At 51.1% G+C, this 17,280-nt stretch carries 13 protein-coding genes; 9 read left to right on the forward strand and 4 right to left on the reverse strand.

Annotated features, from left to right (window positions below; translation table 11 throughout):
• Nucleotides 1-97 precede the first annotated feature (97 nt).
• The 5 genes from FCS97_RS09995 to FCS97_RS10015 all read left to right on the forward strand — a co-directional run bounded on the left by FCS97_RS09995 (nucleotide 98) and on the right by FCS97_RS10015 (nucleotide 4,549).
• Nucleotides 98-574, forward strand: coding sequence for a hypothetical protein (locus FCS97_RS09995; protein ID WP_138518299.1), 477 nt, complete (start codon nucleotides 98-100; stop codon nucleotides 572-574).
• Nucleotides 575-680: 106 nt separating this feature from the next.
• Nucleotides 681-1,520, forward strand: a complete 840-nt coding sequence (locus tag FCS97_RS10000) for a hypothetical protein (protein WP_138518300.1) — start codon at nucleotides 681-683, stop codon at nucleotides 1,518-1,520.
• Nucleotides 1,521-1,608: 88 nt separating this feature from the next.
• Complete coding sequence (locus FCS97_RS10005) at nucleotides 1,609-2,664, forward strand: hypothetical protein (RefSeq protein ID WP_138518301.1); 1,056 nt, start codon at nucleotides 1,609-1,611, stop codon at nucleotides 2,662-2,664.
• A 12-nt stretch (nucleotides 2,665-2,676) separates the two neighbouring features.
• A complete protein-coding gene (locus FCS97_RS10010; protein ID WP_138518302.1) occupies nucleotides 2,677-3,240 on the forward strand; it encodes a DUF4153 domain-containing protein in 564 nt (187 codons plus the stop codon).
• Between the two features lie 115 nt (nucleotides 3,241-3,355).
• Entirely contained in the window at nucleotides 3,356-4,549 is a 1,194-nt protein-coding gene (locus FCS97_RS10015; RefSeq protein WP_138518303.1) for a hypothetical protein, read from the forward strand.
• 177 nt (nucleotides 4,550-4,726) lie between these two features.
• On the opposite strand, the gene ettA is transcribed toward FCS97_RS10015, so the two are convergent.
• Together ettA and FCS97_RS10025 are read right to left on the reverse strand one after the other, a co-directional pair.
• Nucleotides 4,727-6,388, reverse strand: a complete 1,662-nt coding sequence (gene ettA, locus FCS97_RS10020; protein WP_138518304.1) for an energy-dependent translational throttle protein EttA — start codon at nucleotides 6,386-6,388, stop codon at nucleotides 4,727-4,729.
• A 38-nt stretch (nucleotides 6,389-6,426) separates the two neighbouring features.
• On the reverse strand, nucleotides 6,427-7,569 hold the full coding sequence (locus FCS97_RS10025; RefSeq protein ID WP_138518305.1) for an NAD(P)/FAD-dependent oxidoreductase: 1,143 nt from the start codon (nucleotides 7,567-7,569) through the stop codon (nucleotides 6,427-6,429).
• Between the two features lie 262 nt (nucleotides 7,570-7,831).
• On the opposite strand from FCS97_RS10025, the gene FCS97_RS10030 reads away from it, so the two are divergent.
• Nucleotides 7,832-8,671, forward strand: a complete 840-nt coding sequence (locus FCS97_RS10030) for an outer membrane protein assembly factor BamE (RefSeq protein WP_138518306.1) — start codon at nucleotides 7,832-7,834, stop codon at nucleotides 8,669-8,671.
• A 73-nt stretch (nucleotides 8,672-8,744) separates the two neighbouring features.
• On the opposite strand, the gene FCS97_RS10035 is transcribed toward FCS97_RS10030, so the two are convergent.
• Nucleotides 8,745-9,800 (reverse strand): saccharopine dehydrogenase family protein, encoded by a 1,056-nt coding sequence (locus FCS97_RS10035; RefSeq protein ID WP_138518307.1) that lies wholly within the window; start codon nucleotides 9,798-9,800, stop codon nucleotides 8,745-8,747.
• 53 nt (nucleotides 9,801-9,853) lie between these two features.
• Entirely contained in the window at nucleotides 9,854-10,318 is a 465-nt protein-coding gene (locus FCS97_RS10040; protein WP_138518308.1) for an SRPBCC family protein, read from the reverse strand.
• A gap of 387 nt (nucleotides 10,319-10,705) precedes the next feature.
• Between FCS97_RS10040 and FCS97_RS10045 the strand changes: the two genes are divergently transcribed.
• The 3 genes from FCS97_RS10045 (at nucleotide 10,706) to FCS97_RS10055 (ending at nucleotide 17,280) form a co-directional block, all read left to right on the forward strand.
• Complete coding sequence (locus FCS97_RS10045) at nucleotides 10,706-13,201, forward strand: acyl-CoA dehydrogenase (protein ID WP_138518309.1); 2,496 nt, start codon at nucleotides 10,706-10,708, stop codon at nucleotides 13,199-13,201.
• Nucleotides 13,202-13,316: 115 nt separating this feature from the next.
• A complete protein-coding gene (locus FCS97_RS10050) occupies nucleotides 13,317-15,116 on the forward strand; it encodes an MFS transporter (protein WP_171035262.1) in 1,800 nt (599 codons plus the stop codon).
• A gap of 199 nt (nucleotides 15,117-15,315) precedes the next feature.
• Nucleotides 15,316-17,280 carry a PrkA family serine protein kinase gene (locus FCS97_RS10055; protein WP_138518311.1) on the forward strand — a complete coding sequence of 655 codons (1,965 nt, stop codon included), beginning with the start codon at nucleotides 15,316-15,318 and terminating at the stop codon, nucleotides 17,278-17,280.

Here is a 17,280-nt window from a genome sequence, read left to right on the forward strand (position 1 = left end):
GGCTTCTAGGAGTGATGTTCGGATAAATGGATATCGCCGTTATTGTTCGATAAAACTAGTTACGTAATTTCGAGTTCAACGCATTTGGAGGAAACTAATGGCACGCAAACCTAAGGTTCTCGGCCTTGATGGGAAGTACCACCCTGCTGACTGGTTCTTAGGGCAAGATGGCAAATACCACGCGCCCGGTTCATTCTTAGGTCTTGATGGGCAGTACCATCCAAAAGGCCATCAACTTGGTCTTGATGGGAAGTATCACAAGCCAGGATCTACTCTCGGGCTTGACGGCAAATACCACGATAAAGGGACAACCCTAGGGCTTAACGGCAAATACCACAAACAAGGTGAGGTGCTAGGCTTAGATGGGAATTATCACCCTAAAGACCATGTCTTGGGCCTTGATGGACAATATCATCCCAGGAGCAGCACACTCGGAATGGACGGCAAGTACCATCCTCCCGGTTACTTCTTAGGTGTGGATGGCAAGTACCATCCTCCCGGTTACTTCTTAGGTGTGGATGGCAATTATCACCCTCCGGGATCTATCCTCGGAGTGGATGGCAAATATCATTGAGAGCCACATAACAATTCGTTCAAGCAGACGCCGCTTCGCCGCGCGACTTAACTCAGCCGTTAGATTTTCAACCTCATTCCGCAGCGTAGTTTTTGGCAACCATAATATGAGCGATCAAATGCAAACTAAGACAAAAGCCTCGGGATTTTTAAGCCTGCTTGCGCTGAGAGATTTCTTGATCGTCATGTGCATAGTTATTTTTGCGTGGAAATTAATTAACTCAGACATTCAAATTGATATGTCTGAATTTTCCTTTTCTGAATTATTAGCCTTATTGCTTTCGCTTTTTTCAGTTTGGTTATCAGTGGCTTTCTATTTCAAAGCGGGTGATACCAGCAATCAGTTTTATGACAATTCGTATAAATTCACTAAAGAAATGTCTGAAATTTTGGGTCGAATTGAAGCTGGCTTTGGGGAGAGATTAAGACATCTGGACGAAGGGTACAGTGGGATCCGCGACAGGTTTGATCGCTTGCCACATTACAGTAGCGCAACAGGCGCCGAAGTAAAACGCGAGGAGGAAGAAATCAAGAAGCGAGAAGATGAACAGCGTGCGCTTCTAGAAAACCTAGCCACAAGAGCAAAGCTAGCTGAAGGCGAAAAACAGGAGATATTCGCTAAGCTGGCCGAGAAGAACGAAGAGTTAGAGCAAGCTCGTCTTGAGCTTAGACACCTTCGTCTAAGAAATGAAGACCTATCCCCAAGTGAGCGCGAACTCAAACGAATGCTGTTTCGTTATGTTGCAGAGAAAATCAGAGAGGGAACGCCTGCTGATGCTGCCTTAGGCTCACCACTGGTTTCCGTGAACAGTATTTTTCGACGCATTCAAGATGGGCTATCTAGCGAAGCAATTCGCGATTTAAAGCGGTTTGATTTATTGGATGAAGAAGGAAACTTGACCCGTGATGCAGTTATGCGCATTCGAGTAGAGATGAAACGAATCTAACTAGTCATTCCACCGGACTGCCCGTAAAGCGCGGCCAACCGCTGAATTCAAACGTTAGCTCTCAATTGCAAAAAACCAAGGGGGAACCATGATCGAAACCGCAAGCCTGAGATTTCACAAAGTGAAGCATTGTGGTCTCTACAAGCAGCTTGGTCGGAAAGCTGAATTTGGCTCGTTCAAAGAGATTGTCGAGAACGTTAAGAATTGGTCGTCACACAGTAATCGACTAGTGCATAACACATGCACTTATGAGGTGTCCGCAGACGCTGATATGGATTTTCTCGAAACATACCTCGTTTCCGCAAAGCACGAATCTTCTACGGGGGACTACGTATTTGCTACGTGGAATCGAACCCATAACTCTGGTGATTCTGTTTACGGTCTCGATCCTAGTACTGCAGTTGATTCGGTAAGCAAGGGAGCTCTTCACAAGGGAAACCTCCCGGCCAAGTCCATTCCTGGGTACGCGTCATATTTCTGGTTAATACCGTCATCAAATACTATCGCTACGATTACTTTTGGGGTGCCAAGAACTGGGATGAAACCATTTGCCTACTGGCTGGAGAGTTTCATTCGCGCTGAAAGCAGATATGTACGTTTCGATAAAGAAGATAAATTTCTTGGGTACGCGGCGGGAACTTCCGCCCCCAATCCTGATCTGCATCCTCGTTTTGAGAGATCGCTGCACAGAAATCTTCCAAAGCGAGACATCATCATTAAATACAGGTCGCACATAACCGGCGTAGTGCGCAGGATCAACCTGACGCGAACAAAGGCGGCGCACCTCACTGTTCTCGAAAAGCTGGGGAGCTTAATGGGGGTAAGCTCCCAAACGTCCAACCAGATTGATGTGCCCCTCACATATGAGCTCAAGTATACTCCTAGTGAAGCAGACTTAGATGCGATAATCAAAGCTTATGAGGGAGATAGCAGCACCAGCAACTGGGAAGATGTGGGTTTCAAATTTCCCGCGAGCAACGCTTTTGGAGCAAATCAGATTGAGTGGTTGAGCAAGTCTTATGCAAAGGGCCAAGCTAGCATAGATGTGGCCTGGGTAGTTCCTGGCCAACTGCTCGATATGCAGGTTCTATTGAACACGCTAACGAAGCGGCGCAGCGAACTGGTTGCGTTGTTTGCAAGCTGATTTGGCATGCTCATGAAGTCAAAAGCATTTCGCTTCGTAGTCATTCTGTTCCTAGCCGTTGTAGTTCTGGGTGTTGCATTCATTCTCTTTACAGCGGGCATGCATATTCCCTACGAGTCACAGGAGAAATACTTCGAAAGTATCCGAAGTATCGCCGCAATAATATTTGGCGTTAGTGGTGCCTGGCTTGCGATAACGTACCCAAAAGCTATAACTTCGGCGGATAAGGCGCGGCAGTCGAGCGCTGAGGATCGAAAAAAAGCAATTCAAGATGCTGGAAATGACACCGAAGTCTTGCTTGGGTTCATCCACACCATGATCGTTTCTATATTGGTGATTTCCGTCTCGTTAGCTGTTCCATTTTTCAAAGAGGGACTATCGCAGTGGGGTTGGGCACTAACTTATAGGGAATATTTTCGTGGCGGACTTTATTCACTGCTTTGGATTCTGGCAGTCGTACAGTTGTCGTTGCTCTTTATTACGCTAAGAACAACAAATAGGGCGTTGCGCGAGCTTAAGCGACACATGGCAGAGGCAGAAGTAAAAGCAGACCGCGATGCGAACACCGACCATTGAGAGCTAACAACACGTTGCAGGTGACGTTTGACCCCCGCTGTCCACTTTTGCTGCAGCAAAAGCAGGCATCGCCTCAAACGCACCTGAACGTGGGTGTTAAGCGTTGTAAACACACATGACACTACCCTCAGATTTTCTCTCGGCTCTACGTGCACCGTCAATTGACGAACTGATAGAAGAGCAGAGGGTCACCTCATCTAAAGACCCGGTTGCCCCTACAACCTCTCGGGGTGCATACCTTTCACTCGAAAACGAAATCCCTCCGGCAGAACTGTTCTGCTACCTCGGTGCAAGGTTCGGACCTCCAAATGGAATACAGAACATATTGCGTGCGAATCACTCCGACAACATCGTTCATTGGGACTGGAGTCTCAAGTACCAATCGACATCCATTTATTTCTGGGGCACCAATTTCCGCACTGATCTCATTGTGGGATCCGGAGTTGAGTTTGGCGAGATCGAGAGAAAGCAACTAGTCGAACTCATAAAGGCGGACCTTAAATCGCACGGCTCTAAAATGAAAGAAGTACGAGGGCTCCTCCAGGATTGGGTCGAGTTCGTCAATCCATTCTGGCGTCTGACCAGAGCCATCCGCAACCTAAATAATGAGCTCTTGTCGATCGATCTAAAGGAACCGTCACGTAACGAGTATTACTCACCGTTTGACCTCTCAGCACGTGAAGCTGAGTGGAAGGCGCTTGGAGAGAGAATCAATCAAGCATTTGGTCTGTGCTTCGGCATCCGTTCAATGCTTCCAGTACGAGCTGAGTCATTTGTCAATCTATTGATCTTCGTGCTTGCGCGGCAGGACATTCGATCCGACACTCGCCTTATGGAGAACGCATACAGGCAGCAAATTGATATCCGGATTAAATCATTGCATATCACGTGCCAGGGATTTCACACTGCCGTTGACTATTCGAATGACATCTGCCGCAAGTTTCATACACTTATCAATGAACGCAACGATCTTCTGCATGGCAACGTCCTGCCAGACAAGATGAGCTTCAACGAGGTCTATTTTTTGGATAAGGTGCCAGTCTTCAAAGAGTACAAGAGCGTTTGGGAAAGAACGCTTGCTGTCGACATGCAGGCGATTGGACTGCGCAAAGTTGAGAACGAACTTCAGGTGGTAAATCACTTCATCGAGTACGTCATCTCTTGCCTAGAGCCAGAGCTTCAGGGGCAGATGCGAATGATCATGGAACGCAGAGATCTCGCAAAGAATAAGAAAACTGGACGACTTGGAATCCTGTTTCCAGAGCACTTAGTCGATAGTCGTCCGGTATTCACCAAGACAGATGAGTAACATAACGATGCCCAACCCCTCGCTGAACCTGACCCGCGAAGGCGATCGGGCAGGTTAGCTCAAATGTTTGGGCTTCCCCGAATACTTAGCACAAATAATCCCCCCAACCCACCAATAAAAAAACCGAACCCTAGTCACCCAAGGTTCGGTTTTTCAACCAAATCTATCCAACAACAATCACTTCAAAGGCTTGTAACGCACTCGCTTGGGCCGCGCACCTTCCTCACCCAAACGCTTCACCTTGTCGGCTTCGTATTCCTGGAAGTTGCCATCAAAAAACACCCACTGTGAATCGCCTTCACAGGAAAGAATGTGCGTGGCAATTCGGTCCAAGAACCAGCGATCGTGCGATGTAACAAGCACTGTGCCCGCGAATTCCAGCAGCGCGTCTTCCAGCGAACGCAGTGTTTCAACGTCCAGGTCGTTCGAGGGTTCGTCCAGCAGCAACACGTTGCCACCGGAAATCAAGGTTTTGGCCAAATGCAAGCGGCCACGTTCACCACCCGACAAATTGCCGATCAACTTTTGCTGATCGCCACCCTTGAAGTTGAAGCGGCCCAGGTAGGCGCGCGATGGCATCTCGAACTTGCCCACGGTCAAAATGTCGGCACCGTCGGCCACGCCATCAAACACGGTTTTGTCGTTGGGCAGTGAATCGCGGGCCTGGTCCACAACAGCCATGCGCACTGTAGATCCAATCTTGATGTTGCCGCTGGTGGGTTCTTCCTTGCCTGCAATCATTTTGAACAGGGTCGATTTACCCGCACCGTTGGGGCCAATAACACCCACAATTGCGCCGGGTGGAATTTTGAAGCTAAGGTTGTCAATCAGCAAGCGGTCGCCGAAGGCTTTGCTCACGTTTTCAAACTCGATTACTTCATTGCCCAAGCGCTCGGCCACGGGAATGAAAATTTCCTGTGTTTCGTTGCGCTTCTGGTATTCATGGCTGGACAATTCTTCAAAGCGTGCAATACGCGCTTTGGATTTCGCCTGGCGTCCCTTGGGGTTTTGGCGAACCCATTCCAGTTCTTTCTTCAAGGCTTTCTGGCGCGCGCTTTCGCTGCTTTCTTCCTGCTTCAGGCGATCCTGTTTCTGGTCCAGCCAAGAACTGTAGTTGCCTTTCCATGGAATGCCAGACCCACGATCCAGTTCCAGAATCCATTCAGCAGCATTGTCCAAAAAGTAGCGGTCGTGGGTAACAGCCACCACGGTGCCCGGAAACTTATAAAGGAATTGCTCAAGCCAATGCACCGATTCCGCATCCAGGTGGTTGGTGGGTTCGTCGAGCAACAGCATGTCGGGTTTGCTCATCAGCAAACGGCACAGGGCCACGCGGCGTTTTTCACCACCGGACAAGTTGGCCACGTTGGCTTCCCAAGGTGGCAGGCGCAGCGAGTCAGCCGCAATTTCCATCAAGTGTTCTGCATCATTTCCAGCTGCGGCAATCACGGCTTCCCACTTGGCTTGTTCTTCAGCCAGTTTGTCAAAGTCGGCTTCTGGGTCAGCGTAGGCGGCGTAAATTTCTTCCAGCTTTTGCTGGGCCATGCCCAGTTCACCCAAGCCTTCTTCAACCGCTTGGCGCACGGTGTGCTCGGGGTTCAGTTCTGGTTCCTGGCTTAGGTACCCAATGTTCAAATTGGGCATGGGCACGGCTTCGCCTTCAATGTCTTTGTCCACACCCGCCATAATTTTCAGCAAGGTGGATTTGCCAGAGCCGTTCAAGCCCAGCACACCAATTTTTGCGCCGGGGAAAAAGCTCAGCGAAATGTTTTTCAAGATCTGGCGCTTGGGGGGAACAATTTTCCCCACGCGGTTCATGCTGTAGACGTACTGGGCCATTCGGTTTCCAATTCAATAGGTTTAACGTTGCCGCAATTTTAAATCATCGCAGGCAGTTGGGGGGTTAAAGCTTGGCGTTCTTTGCTGGCCTCACCCAGCAAGGCCATGCCCAGCAGTGCGCCATCCTTGCCTTTGAACAAGGCCTTCACGCCATTCTCGTCGGCTGTAATTTCCCATTCACCTTCGTGTTCCGGCAGGGGTGGGTTGACCACGGCAGGGCAGTCGGGCGTTTTAATGCTCACCGGCATTGCGGGGAATTTGATGTCAGTGGGTTTGCCAGCCAGTGTTTGTGCCATGGCACGTGCGGCTTGCATCACCGGCATAATGTAAGGCAACACAAACTTGCCCAGGTATTCGGCGCAATCGCCAAGCGCGTAAATGTTTTCGTTGCTGGTTTGGCCAAGGCCATTCACCACCACGCCACGGGCCACATTCAAACCTGCGTTTTTGGCCAGTTCTGTGCGTGGTTTCAAACCCACTGCGCTCAACACCAAATCAGCCTGTGTGGTTTCGCCTGTGGAATCGGTCAATGTGTAGCCTGTGCCGGTTTTTTCAATGCGGCTTACGGTGCGGCCCAGCTTCCAGCTCACGCCTTTTTCGGCCAGCTTGTTTTGCATGAAGGTGCTGGCTTCTTCTGGCAGCAGTCGCGCCAGTGCGCGGTCGGCCAAGTCAAACACGGTGGTGTGAATATCGGCTTTCAGCAAGTCGTTCGCAAATTCGCAACCAATCAAACCCGCACCCAACACAGCCACTTCTTTTTTGCCATCCAGCAGTTTTCTGAATTCAGCATAGTCGTTCAGGTCGTTCACGCTAATTACATCGGCAGCGCTATTGCCTTCAATCGGTAGTTTGATGGTGTCTGCACCCAAGGCCAGCACCAAGTTGTCATAGCTGAATTCGCCCGCAGTGCTGGTTACTTTGCGTACAGCAGCATCGACGGCACTTACTGTGGTGTTGGCCACCAGCTCAACTTTCTGTTGCTCGGCAAATTTGGCGGCGGGTGTCATCACCAGGCTTTCTGCTGTTTTGCCACTGGCCAATGCGTTGCTCAACATGGGCTTGGAATAGAAGTCGCCGCTGTCGGCGGTAATCAGGCGAATTTCCGCTTCGGGGTCGGCTTTGCGAAGTTCTCGAACCAAAGTCCAGGCGGCCACGCCGCTGCCAATGATGGTGGTGTTCATAGTGTCATTCCTGTGTGTTGCACGTGAATTGCAATAGTCAATTTCTATGATTAATCTCCATCAACCATGAAAACGCTATCGTAAATATTGAGTACTGGCATTGTAAGCGCAATCCAAATGTATACGGGTGTTTACCAAACAGAGTGGCATTGGTTAAGATGCGCGTAGACATTCGATTTTCAAGCCACATTCTCAGTTAGGCTTGCTACATTCCTTTATTATCAGACGACTTCTACACAATACACATCAAAGGGAGACAACTTTGAGTACATTTGATCGCATCGGCACTTCTCGTTTTATCAAAACTGCGGCCTTGGCGCTTTCAGTCACTGTTCTGGCCGCTTGCGGATCAATTACAGGCGTCAAAGACATTCCCGAGTATCTGGATTCCGATTTTGAACATGTAGGACCACGCGAATTCATCACCAACATCGATCTGGCCCGAATCAAGCTGGGCATGTCGCCGCTTCAGGTACAAAACCGCTTGGGCATGCCCATGCTGAGCGCGAAAGATCAAGACGATCGCTGGGACTATGTATTGAAAAAAGGGCAGGGCGCTGAAGAAGAATTCGTGCCATACGCTGTGTACTTTAAAGATCAAAAAGTGGTGCGCTTGGCACCACTAACCCCACCTCCACCACCCGTGGCTGATGCAGCTGCCGAGGCACCGGCAGTGGATGCCTCTGCGGTTGCAGCACCTGAAGCCAGCGCTGGCGAAGTAATGGCACCCGAACCCAGCTTGGCTGTTGGCGCCGATGTGGGCGACGCAGCAGCAATTAATGACATGCTGAGCAACTGGGCTGCGGCTTGGTCTTCCAAAGACGTGGAAGGTTATCTGGGCTTCTACGCAGACACCTTTGAGCACGGCAAGAAGTCTCGTGCTGCTTGGGAGAATCAGCGACGTGCGCGTTTGTCCGACAAGGAAACAATTTCAGTCAGCGTGTCTGATGTGCAAATTGATGTGCAGTCCGAAGCCTTGGCCACGGTCAAGTTCAAGCAAGACTATTCATCGAATCGCTACAACGACTCGGGCACAAAAGTGCTGACCCTGTCCAAGGCCAGCGGCGCCTGGAAAATTCAAAGCGAAGAATTCCAGAAGTAATTTTTGGATCAAAGAAAAACCCCTTGCTGCATCAAACAGCAAGGGGTTTTTTTATTGTGTTCACAAAGAAGATTTACTGCTCGAAGATCTGGATTTTTCCGCAACCGTCCAAGCGCTCTACCAAATCGCTGCCCATCAACTTCGAGGGCGTGTAGGCACCGCCTGCCACATTCTTTTCCATCAAGATAAAGCTGGCCACAGCCAGTGATCCCATTACCGTCAGCGAATAACCGTTGGCAGTTTTTACCCGGGCAACCACTTTTTTACCTTCGGCATTGGTGGCTTCACCCCAAACATAAGCGGGCATTTTTGCGCGTTGCTCCTCATTGGGGCCTTCCACTTTCGCGGCTTGCTTTTTCAATATTCCCTGCACCAGCGACATGCCCAGAATAGGACGGGCCAGGTTGGCAGCGCGCATCATGCGTACCGATTTTGGAGAGGAGGGAATGTACACCTCGATGTTGCGAATGCCCGTGCTGTGAAATGCCGTGGACACATCGCCCCAAGGAATCGTGACCGCAAACTTGGTGCCATTGCCAAAGTTGATTTCGCGGGTGCTGTAGCCCAGGCCAACTGCCTTGATTTCACCGTCTTCACGCACCCGGCCACCCAGTTTCATGGCTTCCACAGTGGTTTTGGCGGTACCGGCTGAAAGACCGCTTCTGGAATCGAAACCCAAAGCCAGGTGTGTGGCGTCAGGCAGCATTTCATGCAGGCGGGCGGCCACGCAATCGGTTGGAATCACATCGAAACCCACGCCGGGGCACAGCACAATTTTCTGTTTGCGTGCCTTGCCGCTGAGCGACTGGGCCAGCTCAAACACCGAAATTTCACCGGTGATGTCCAGGTAGTGCGTTTTGGTTTGCAGGCAAGCCATCATCATGGGCTCGGCGGTTTCTGAAAACGGTCCTGCACAGTGCAGCACCAGGTCTACTTCATTGAGGCCTTCCAAAACCGCGGCTTCGTCGCTCAGGGAGAAAACCCGGCTGGGCAAACTCAGCTTGTTGGCCAATGCGGTTACTGCTGCTTCGTTTCGGCCGGCCAGAATGGGGCGCATGCCGCGTTTGGCAGCTTCACGAGCAATCATTTCACCGGTGTAACCATTGGCACCGTAAATCATCCAGGGCATTGCGTCTCCTAAAGCGCGTTGGAGCCCTCAGTGGGGCTCCCATGTTGTTTTGTTCAAGATTCCAGTTTGGCTTTGACACGGTCAAGAAAGGTACCAACCTGCGCATCAAATTCTGACTTCACAATGCCCTCGGCAATGCCTTTCATCAGGCGTGGCACTGGCATTTCGAACTCGCCAGTGGAACGGAACGAAATTGTACATGCCTTGGGGCTGTCTTCTTTGATCACCCAGCCGCCAGACACAGTGGCATTGCCTTCACCAGGAACCGGGTTCCAGTCAATTTTGGTTTTGCCATCGTTGGTGTACTTCACGGCGTACTTCACTTGGTGAGAAATGCCAGCTGCACCAATCTTCGCCATTTCCCAGCGCCACACCGCATCACCCAGGTCAACAATTTTGTCCAGCTTGGGGAACAGGGCCACGGTGTCCGCAACATCTGCCAACTGGTCAAATGCTTTTTTGGCACTGCAAGCCACTTTGAACGATTTTTCGATTTTCACATTCACGTTAACTGCCATATGTCCCTCGCTTTTTATTGTGGATGTTGTACTGCATGGGATGAAGTGTATCGGTTAATTGGCGCGCTTGTTAGCCCGATGAGGCAACTGGGTGGCGCTTCATTGGGGGCTTGTGAATTCTGGTGAATTACAGGGTTCAACTAAAAACAGTCGTGTTGCGATGCACTTTGTTGTGAATCTTTCAAAACGCCTGCCTGTGCTTATTCTCGGGCGTTGTTCAAAAATTTCATGTTGCAATGCAATGTAAATCATTGATTTTTTTCGAATTGAGGCTCTAGAAAAGTCGCTGTTTTTTTGGTGCAATGAGGTTGACAGTTGTTCACTGAAAGCGCATGTTACGCCTAAGTAACTTAGAAGTAACTTTGATGACATTCAAGGGGTATAACCATGTCAAATTCACTTTTCGCCGTTTTTTCAGCCATTGTGCTGATCGGCCTCATCTACAGCGGTGCAAACCTGCTGACCTTCACCGCCGCCATTGGTGCTGCAGCTTTGGGCTTCTATGCTCTGGGCGGCCTGGGTGAACTGGGTCTGATTGTGTTTGCCGCAATTTACCTGCCCATCGCAGTGGTGCTGAATGTGCCTGGCCTGCGCCGTGGCGTGCTGACCGCACCAATTTTCAAGGCCTTCAGCAAGGCGCTGCCCGCCATGAGCCCAACCGAGAAGGATGCGCTGGAAGCAGGCGACACTTGGTGGGAAGCTGAAATGTTTGGCGGCAAGCCAGATTGGTCCAAGCTGATGAACGTGAAGTACACCGAGCTGACAGCCGATGAAAAGTCGTATCTCGAAAACGAGACCGAAGAGCTGTGCAAAATGCTCGACGACTGGAAAATTACATTCGAGTTGAAAGACCTGCCACAAGAAGTGTGGGACTTCATGGGCAAGAAGAAATTCTTCGCCATGCTGATCGCCAAGGAACACGGCGGCTTGGGTTTCTCCCCCTATGCACAAAGCTGTGTGGTCGCGAAAATTGCAACCCGCTCTTTGACTGCATCCGTTACCGTGATGGTTCCAAACTCCCTGGGCCCAGGCGAGTTGATCATGCACTACGGCACGCAAGAGCAGAAAGACTACTGGCTGCCACGTTTGGTGGACGGTCGTGAAATTCCATGTTTTGGTTTGACCGGCCCTGAAGTGGGTTCTGATGCCTCTGCAATTCCAGACACCGGCGTGGTTGTAAAGCGCGTGGTAAATGGCAAAGAAGAACTGGGCATTGTGCTGAACTTCAGCAAGCGCTACATCACCTTGGCACCTGTGGCCACTGTGGTTGGCTTGGCCTTTAAACTGAAAGACCCCGATGGTTTGCTGGGCGACAAAAACAAGGTGGATTACGGCATTACCTGTGCCTTGCTGCCAGCCGACACACCCAATGTACAAATTGGTCGCCGCCATTTCCCCGGCGCGGTGTTCATGAATGGTCCAATCATTGGCCACGATGTGTATGTTCCCTTGACCTCCATCATTGGTGGCCGTGAAATGGCCGGCAAGGGTTGGAGAATGCTGGTTGAGTGTTTGTCAGCAGGCCGTGGCATTTCCTTGCCAGCCCTGTCTGCCGCTTCTGGTTGGGGCATGTACCTGGCCACTGGCGCGTATGCACGCATTCGTCGCCAGTTCAAAATGCCAATTGGCCGTTTTGAAGGCGTTCAGGAAGCAACCGGTAAAATCGGTGGCCTTACCTACAAACTGGAAGCATCACGCGTGTTGACTGCAACTGCGTGTGCCGAATGTGCACCTTCAGTGGTCACCGCAATGATGAAGTACCACATGACCGAAATGATGCGCGAAATCATCCTGCGCTCCATGGACGTTCATGGTGGTCGCACTGTCATTCTTGGCCCACGCAACTACCTGGGTCAGGCCTACCAGGCCATGCCAGTGGCTATTACGGTTGAAGGCGCGAACATCATGACGCGTAACCTGATCGTGTTCGGTCAGGGTGCAATTCGTTGCCATCCTTGGGTGCTGAAAGAAATGCAAGCTGCCCAAAACCCCAACAAAGAAGAAGGTCTGCGCGATTTCGACACTGCATTCTTTGGTCACTTGGGTCATATTTTCAACCGCGCCATGCGTGCCCTGGTGTTGGGCTTGACTGGTAACCGCTTGGCGAAAAGCCCCGTAAGCGGCCCCATGGCCGACTATGCAAAAGCGATTGAGCGCCGCTCTGCCGCCCTGGCATTCACAGCCGACGTGGCCATGGGTGTACTGGGCGGTGAACTGAAGCGCCGCGAGCGTTTGTCTGCCCGTTTGGGTGACGTGCTAAGCCACCTGTACATGGCCACAGCGGTGTTGAAGTACTTTGAAACCAACGGTCGTTTGGCCGATGAGCTGCCACACGCACAGTGGGCGATTGAAGATTCATTGTTCGAAATCGACAAGGCCTTTACCGAGTTCAACCGCAACTTCCCCAATAAGGCCATTGGCAAGCTGCTGAATTTCGTGGCTTACCCATTGGGCATGGGCAAAACCAAAGGCCCAAGCGACAAGGTAAATGCCGAAGTGGCAGAACTGCTGATGACTCGCAATGCGTTTGCCAACCGCTTGCTCGACAAAGTGTTCGTGGGTGAAGGTTTGTCCGACCCAACAGGTCGCATTCTGGAAGCTGCTGACAAGTTGTTGTCCATCGAGCCTGGTTACAGCAACTTCCTGAAAGCCGTGTCTTCAGGCAAGGTGGTGGGTGAAGGTCTGGAAGCCCAGTTGAAAGACGCTGTGGCCAAAAACCTGATCAGCCCCGACCTGGCCCAAGGCATTCGCGAATACGAGCCAATTCGTTTCGACGCGATCTTGACCGACGACTTCAGCAAAGACTATTTGCGCACCAATGGTGAAATTCCTGACGAGATCATTGAAGCCAAGCCAGTCACTGAGTACAAGGCAGCTGCTTGATTTTAAAGGGCAAGTTTTTCGGGACAATTTTGTTGTAGCGAAAACATCGAAAGGCCTCGCGAAAGCGGGGCCTTTTTTGTTACTCGTTCAGAATTTTTTGCGCTATGCTGAATGCATGGCAATTGAATTGATTCGTGACAATCGCTTTGGTGCATTTTTCTGGACGCAGTTTCTCGGCGCGTTCAACGACAACCTTTTGAAGTTCGCGGTTACGCTGGCAGTTACCTACAACGACGCGCTTCGCGGCAGTTTTTCTCCAGGCCTGCTGATCAATTTAATTGCGGCGCTGTTCATTCTTCCCTTTGTTATTTTCTCAGCCACCAGTGGTCAACTTGCCGACAAATTCGACAAAACCAAAGTGATGCGTTTGGCCAAGTGGCTGGAACCACCCATCGTGCTGATTACCGCAGCCGGCTTTCTGCTGAATTCGGTTGAATTGCTGATACTCGGCGTGTTTTTGCTGGGCACACAGTCTGCATTTTTTGGCCCTGCGAAGTACGCTTACTTGCCCGAACAACTGAAATCCAGCGAACTGGTCATGGGCAATGCCTTGGTTGAATCTGCAACCTTCATGGCGATTTTGCTGGGCACAATTGCCGCCGGTAGTTTGATGAGCCAGGAGGCTGGCAATGTTGCGGTTTACATCGTGTGCGGGTTTGGTTTTCTGGTGGCCTTGTTGGGCGTGTATCAAGCGCGGCGCATGCCACTGACCCCCTCGCATTCACCCGATTTGAAAGTGAACTGGAACCTGTTCACAGAAACCTGGCGCAACGTGAGCTTTGCGACCAATTTGCCGAAAGTTTGGCCCGCTTTGTTGGGCATTTCATGGCTTTGGTTTGTGGGCGCAACCTACTTAACCCAGTTCCCGCTGTTGTCAAAAACCCTGCTCAATGCCAGCCCGGGTGTGGCCACTGTGCTGTTGTTTGCATTCACCGTCGGTTTGGGTATTGGGGCGTTTTTGTGCGAGAAATGGTCGCGCAAGCGCATTGAAATGGGCTTGGTGTTGTGGGGCCTGGCCGTGATGATTGTGGCCGGTGGCCTGTTGCACTGGGTGTTGGTGGCTTATCAAACCAATCCCGATCAACAAACCGTGGTCGATTTCTTCAGTCAACTGAGTAACCTCGCGGTACTTGGTCTTTTTGTGCTCATCAGCATCGGCGTGGGTTTGTACAGCGTGCCCCTGTACGCCACCATGCAGGCTTTTGCGCCCAAGGAAAGCCGCTCGCGGGTGGTGTCAGCCAACAACATCATCAACTCATTTTTCATGGTGGTGTCTGCTGGCTTCGCCATTGCCATTTTGCTGGCCATGAAAGGCGAAGTGCTTTGGGTGTTCACTGCGGTCACTGCCATCAATGTGGTGGTTTTGGGCCTGTGGCTGTTCAAGCAGCCTTACGTGGTACTGCGCGCCCAGTTGCTTTTGAAGGTGCCGGGCAAACACCTGCCCCGCATTGAAAACATGGATCATCTTGGCGATTCGGGCGGCAACCTGATTGTGTTCCCAACCTTGCTTCATGAAAATTATTCGCAACGCATGGCCGGTTTGCCCATCGAGATGACGGTTGTTCTCTCTGGCCGCCTGAAGCAATCCCGGTTTGTGAACCGATTGCGCAAACATGGCTTTGTGCTCGAGTTCAGCAAACTGTCTGAAATGGACACCCAAAAGGAATTGATCAAGGCAATTGCGTCACACATACAGCAAGGCAAGTCGATTGCCATCGACAAGCCCATGTTCGAGTTGTTGCGCAAACAGTACCGCCTGGATGACATGCCCGGCGTATTGGCCAAAAAAGGTGTGGTGATGAATGTGCTGGAGTTTCTGGAAGAGCAGACACAACAAAAATTTGAAAAACGTGCAATTTCTCAAACAGTCTGGCGTCTAAATAAAAGGGAAGCTTTAACCGCTTCAGGGGTGTAATACCCCACTTGATAGGGAGATAGTGGTAACAGCACAGTTAACCAGAAAGTGTTGCAAGCACCAAAACAGCACAAAAATGTAAACAAACAAGCTGGCCTGTTTTTTGCAACTTTTTCGAGAGATGAAATTGATTGTTTTGGGCGCGAAATAGGTTCACGGCCGAAACAAAAGGCAAAGAAGCGTTGTGCAGGAGGACATCATGAACACAGAGCTTGAACCGCGTGATTTAAATTCCAGCGATTCTGACATTTTCGGTCAGTTTCAGTCTCGTTTTGCAGCGTTGCAGCAAACCGAGATGAGTCTCGAAGAGTACCTCGACCTGTGCAAAGTCGACCCGCTCACCTACGCCAGCGCTGCCGAACGCATGCTGCACGCCATCGGCGAGCCCGAAGTTATCAACACCCGCCACGATCCGCGCTTGTCCCGAATTTTCGCCAACCGCGTGGTGCGCCGTTACCCCTCGTTCAAAGAGTTCTACGGCATGGAAGAGGTGATTGAAAACATCGTTGCCTATTTCCGCCACGCCGCGCAGGGTCTTGAAGAGCGCAAACAGGTACTTTACCTGCTAGGCCCCGTGGGCAGTGCCAAGTCTTCACTGGCTGAACGCCTGAAAGCCTTGATGGAGCAACAGCCCATTTATGCACTCAAAGGTTCGCCCATCAACGAATCGCCACTGGGCCTGTTTGACCCTGCCCAATTTGGTGCCTCGCTCGAGGACAAATATGGCATTCCGCGCCGCTACCTCACCGGCATTGCCAGCCCATGGGCCACAAAGCGCTTGGCCGAGTTCGGCGGTGACCTGCGCAAATTCCGCGTGGTTCGCTTGATGCCTTCCACCTTGAATCAAATTGCGATTGCCAAAACTGAACCTGGCGACGAAAACAACCAGGACATTTCAGCCTTGGTGGGCAAGGTCGACATTCGCATGTTGAACCAGTTCAGCCAGGACGATCCCGATGCTTACAGCTTCAGTGGCGGCCTGTGCCTGGCCAACCAGGGCTTGCTTGAGTTCGTGGAAATGTTCAAGGCACCGATCAAAATGCTGCACCCCTTGCTGACAGCCACGCAAGAACGCAACTTCAAAGGCACGGAAGGCTTCGGCTCCATTCCCTTTGACGGCATAATTTTGGCGCACAGCAACGAATCGGAATGGCAACAGTTCCGCAACAACAAAACCAACGAGGCGTTTCTGGACCGCGTTTACATCGTGAAGGTGCCTTACTGCCTGCGCGTGTCCGAAGAGGTCAAGATTTACGAAAAGTTGCTTGAGCATTCTTCCCTGAACAAGGCACCGTGCGCACCCGGAACACTCAACATGATGGCGCAGTTCAGTGTGTTGACCCGCCTGAAAGAGCCTGCCAACAGCAACCTGTTCAGCAAAATGCGCGTGTACGACGGTGAAAACCTGAAAGACGTGGACCCCCATGCCAAGCCCATTCAGGAGTACCGTGACCAGTCCGGGCCCGACGAGGGCATGAATGGATCGTCTACTCGCTGGGCTTACAAAGTGTTGTCCAAAGTGTTCAACTTTGACCACCATGAAGTGGCCGCCAACCCCGTACATTTGCTGTATGTGCTTGAGCAGCAGGTGATTAAAGACAACCTGCCCGAGGAACAAACCCGCAAGTACCTTGATTTCATCAAGAGTTACCTGACACCCAAGTACGCCGAGTTCGTGGCCAAGGAAATTCAAACCGCCTACCTCGAAAGCTACAGCGAATACGGGCAAAACCTGTTCGAGCGGTATATTCAGTTTGCGGATAAGTGGATTCAGAATGAAGAATTCCGCGACCCGGCCACTGGGCAAATTTTCGATCGCGACTCACTGAACGAAGAACTGAACCGCATTGAAAAGCCTGCGGGTATTGCCAACCCCAAAGACTTCCGCAATGAGGTAGTCAACTTTGTGTTGCGTGCACAGGCCAGCAATTCCGGCACCATGCCGGCATGGACCAGCTACGAGAAGTTGCGTGAAGTGATCGAGCGAAGCATGTTCTCGAAAACTGAAGACCTGCTGCCCGTGATTTCTTTCGATCACAAAGGTTCGAAAGAAAGTCAGGAAAAGCACGACAACTTTGTGGACCGCATGGTGGCCAAGGGTTACACCGAGAAACAGGTTCGTTTGTTGGTGGAATGGCATTTGCGCGTGAAAAAGGCGTCTTGA

Origin of the sequence: Limnobacter alexandrii, assembly GCF_005871185.1 — a bacterium.
In the GTDB taxonomy this organism is placed as follows: Bacteria; Pseudomonadota; Gammaproteobacteria; order Burkholderiales; family Burkholderiaceae_B; genus Limnobacter; species Limnobacter alexandrii.

Coding starts and splice junctions, on each gene's coding strand:
- FCS97_RS09995 (WP_138518299.1), top strand. CDS start 98: ATGGCACGCAAACCTAAGGTTCTCGGCCTTGATGGGAAGTACCACCCT.
- FCS97_RS10000 (WP_138518300.1), top strand. CDS start 681: ATGAGCGATCAAATGCAAACTAAGACAAAAGCCTCGGGATTTTTAAGC.
- FCS97_RS10005 (WP_138518301.1), top strand. CDS start 1,609: ATGATCGAAACCGCAAGCCTGAGATTTCACAAAGTGAAGCATTGTGGT.
- FCS97_RS10010 (WP_138518302.1), top strand. CDS start 2,677: ATGAAGTCAAAAGCATTTCGCTTCGTAGTCATTCTGTTCCTAGCCGTT.
- FCS97_RS10015 (WP_138518303.1), top strand. CDS start 3,356: ATGACACTACCCTCAGATTTTCTCTCGGCTCTACGTGCACCGTCAATT.
- ettA (WP_138518304.1), bottom strand. CDS start 6,388: ATGGCCCAGTACGTCTACAGCATGAACCGCGTGGGGAAAATTGTTCCC.
- FCS97_RS10025 (WP_138518305.1), bottom strand. CDS start 7,569: ATGAACACCACCATCATTGGCAGCGGCGTGGCCGCCTGGACTTTGGTT.
- FCS97_RS10035 (WP_138518307.1), bottom strand. CDS start 9,800: ATGCCCTGGATGATTTACGGTGCCAATGGTTACACCGGTGAAATGATT.
- FCS97_RS10040 (WP_138518308.1), bottom strand. CDS start 10,318: ATGGCAGTTAACGTGAATGTGAAAATCGAAAAATCGTTCAAAGTGGCT.
- FCS97_RS10045 (WP_138518309.1), top strand. CDS start 10,706: ATGTCAAATTCACTTTTCGCCGTTTTTTCAGCCATTGTGCTGATCGGC.
- FCS97_RS10050 (WP_171035262.1), top strand. CDS start 13,317: ATGGCAATTGAATTGATTCGTGACAATCGCTTTGGTGCATTTTTCTGG.
- FCS97_RS10055 (WP_138518311.1), top strand. CDS start 15,316: ATGAACACAGAGCTTGAACCGCGTGATTTAAATTCCAGCGATTCTGAC.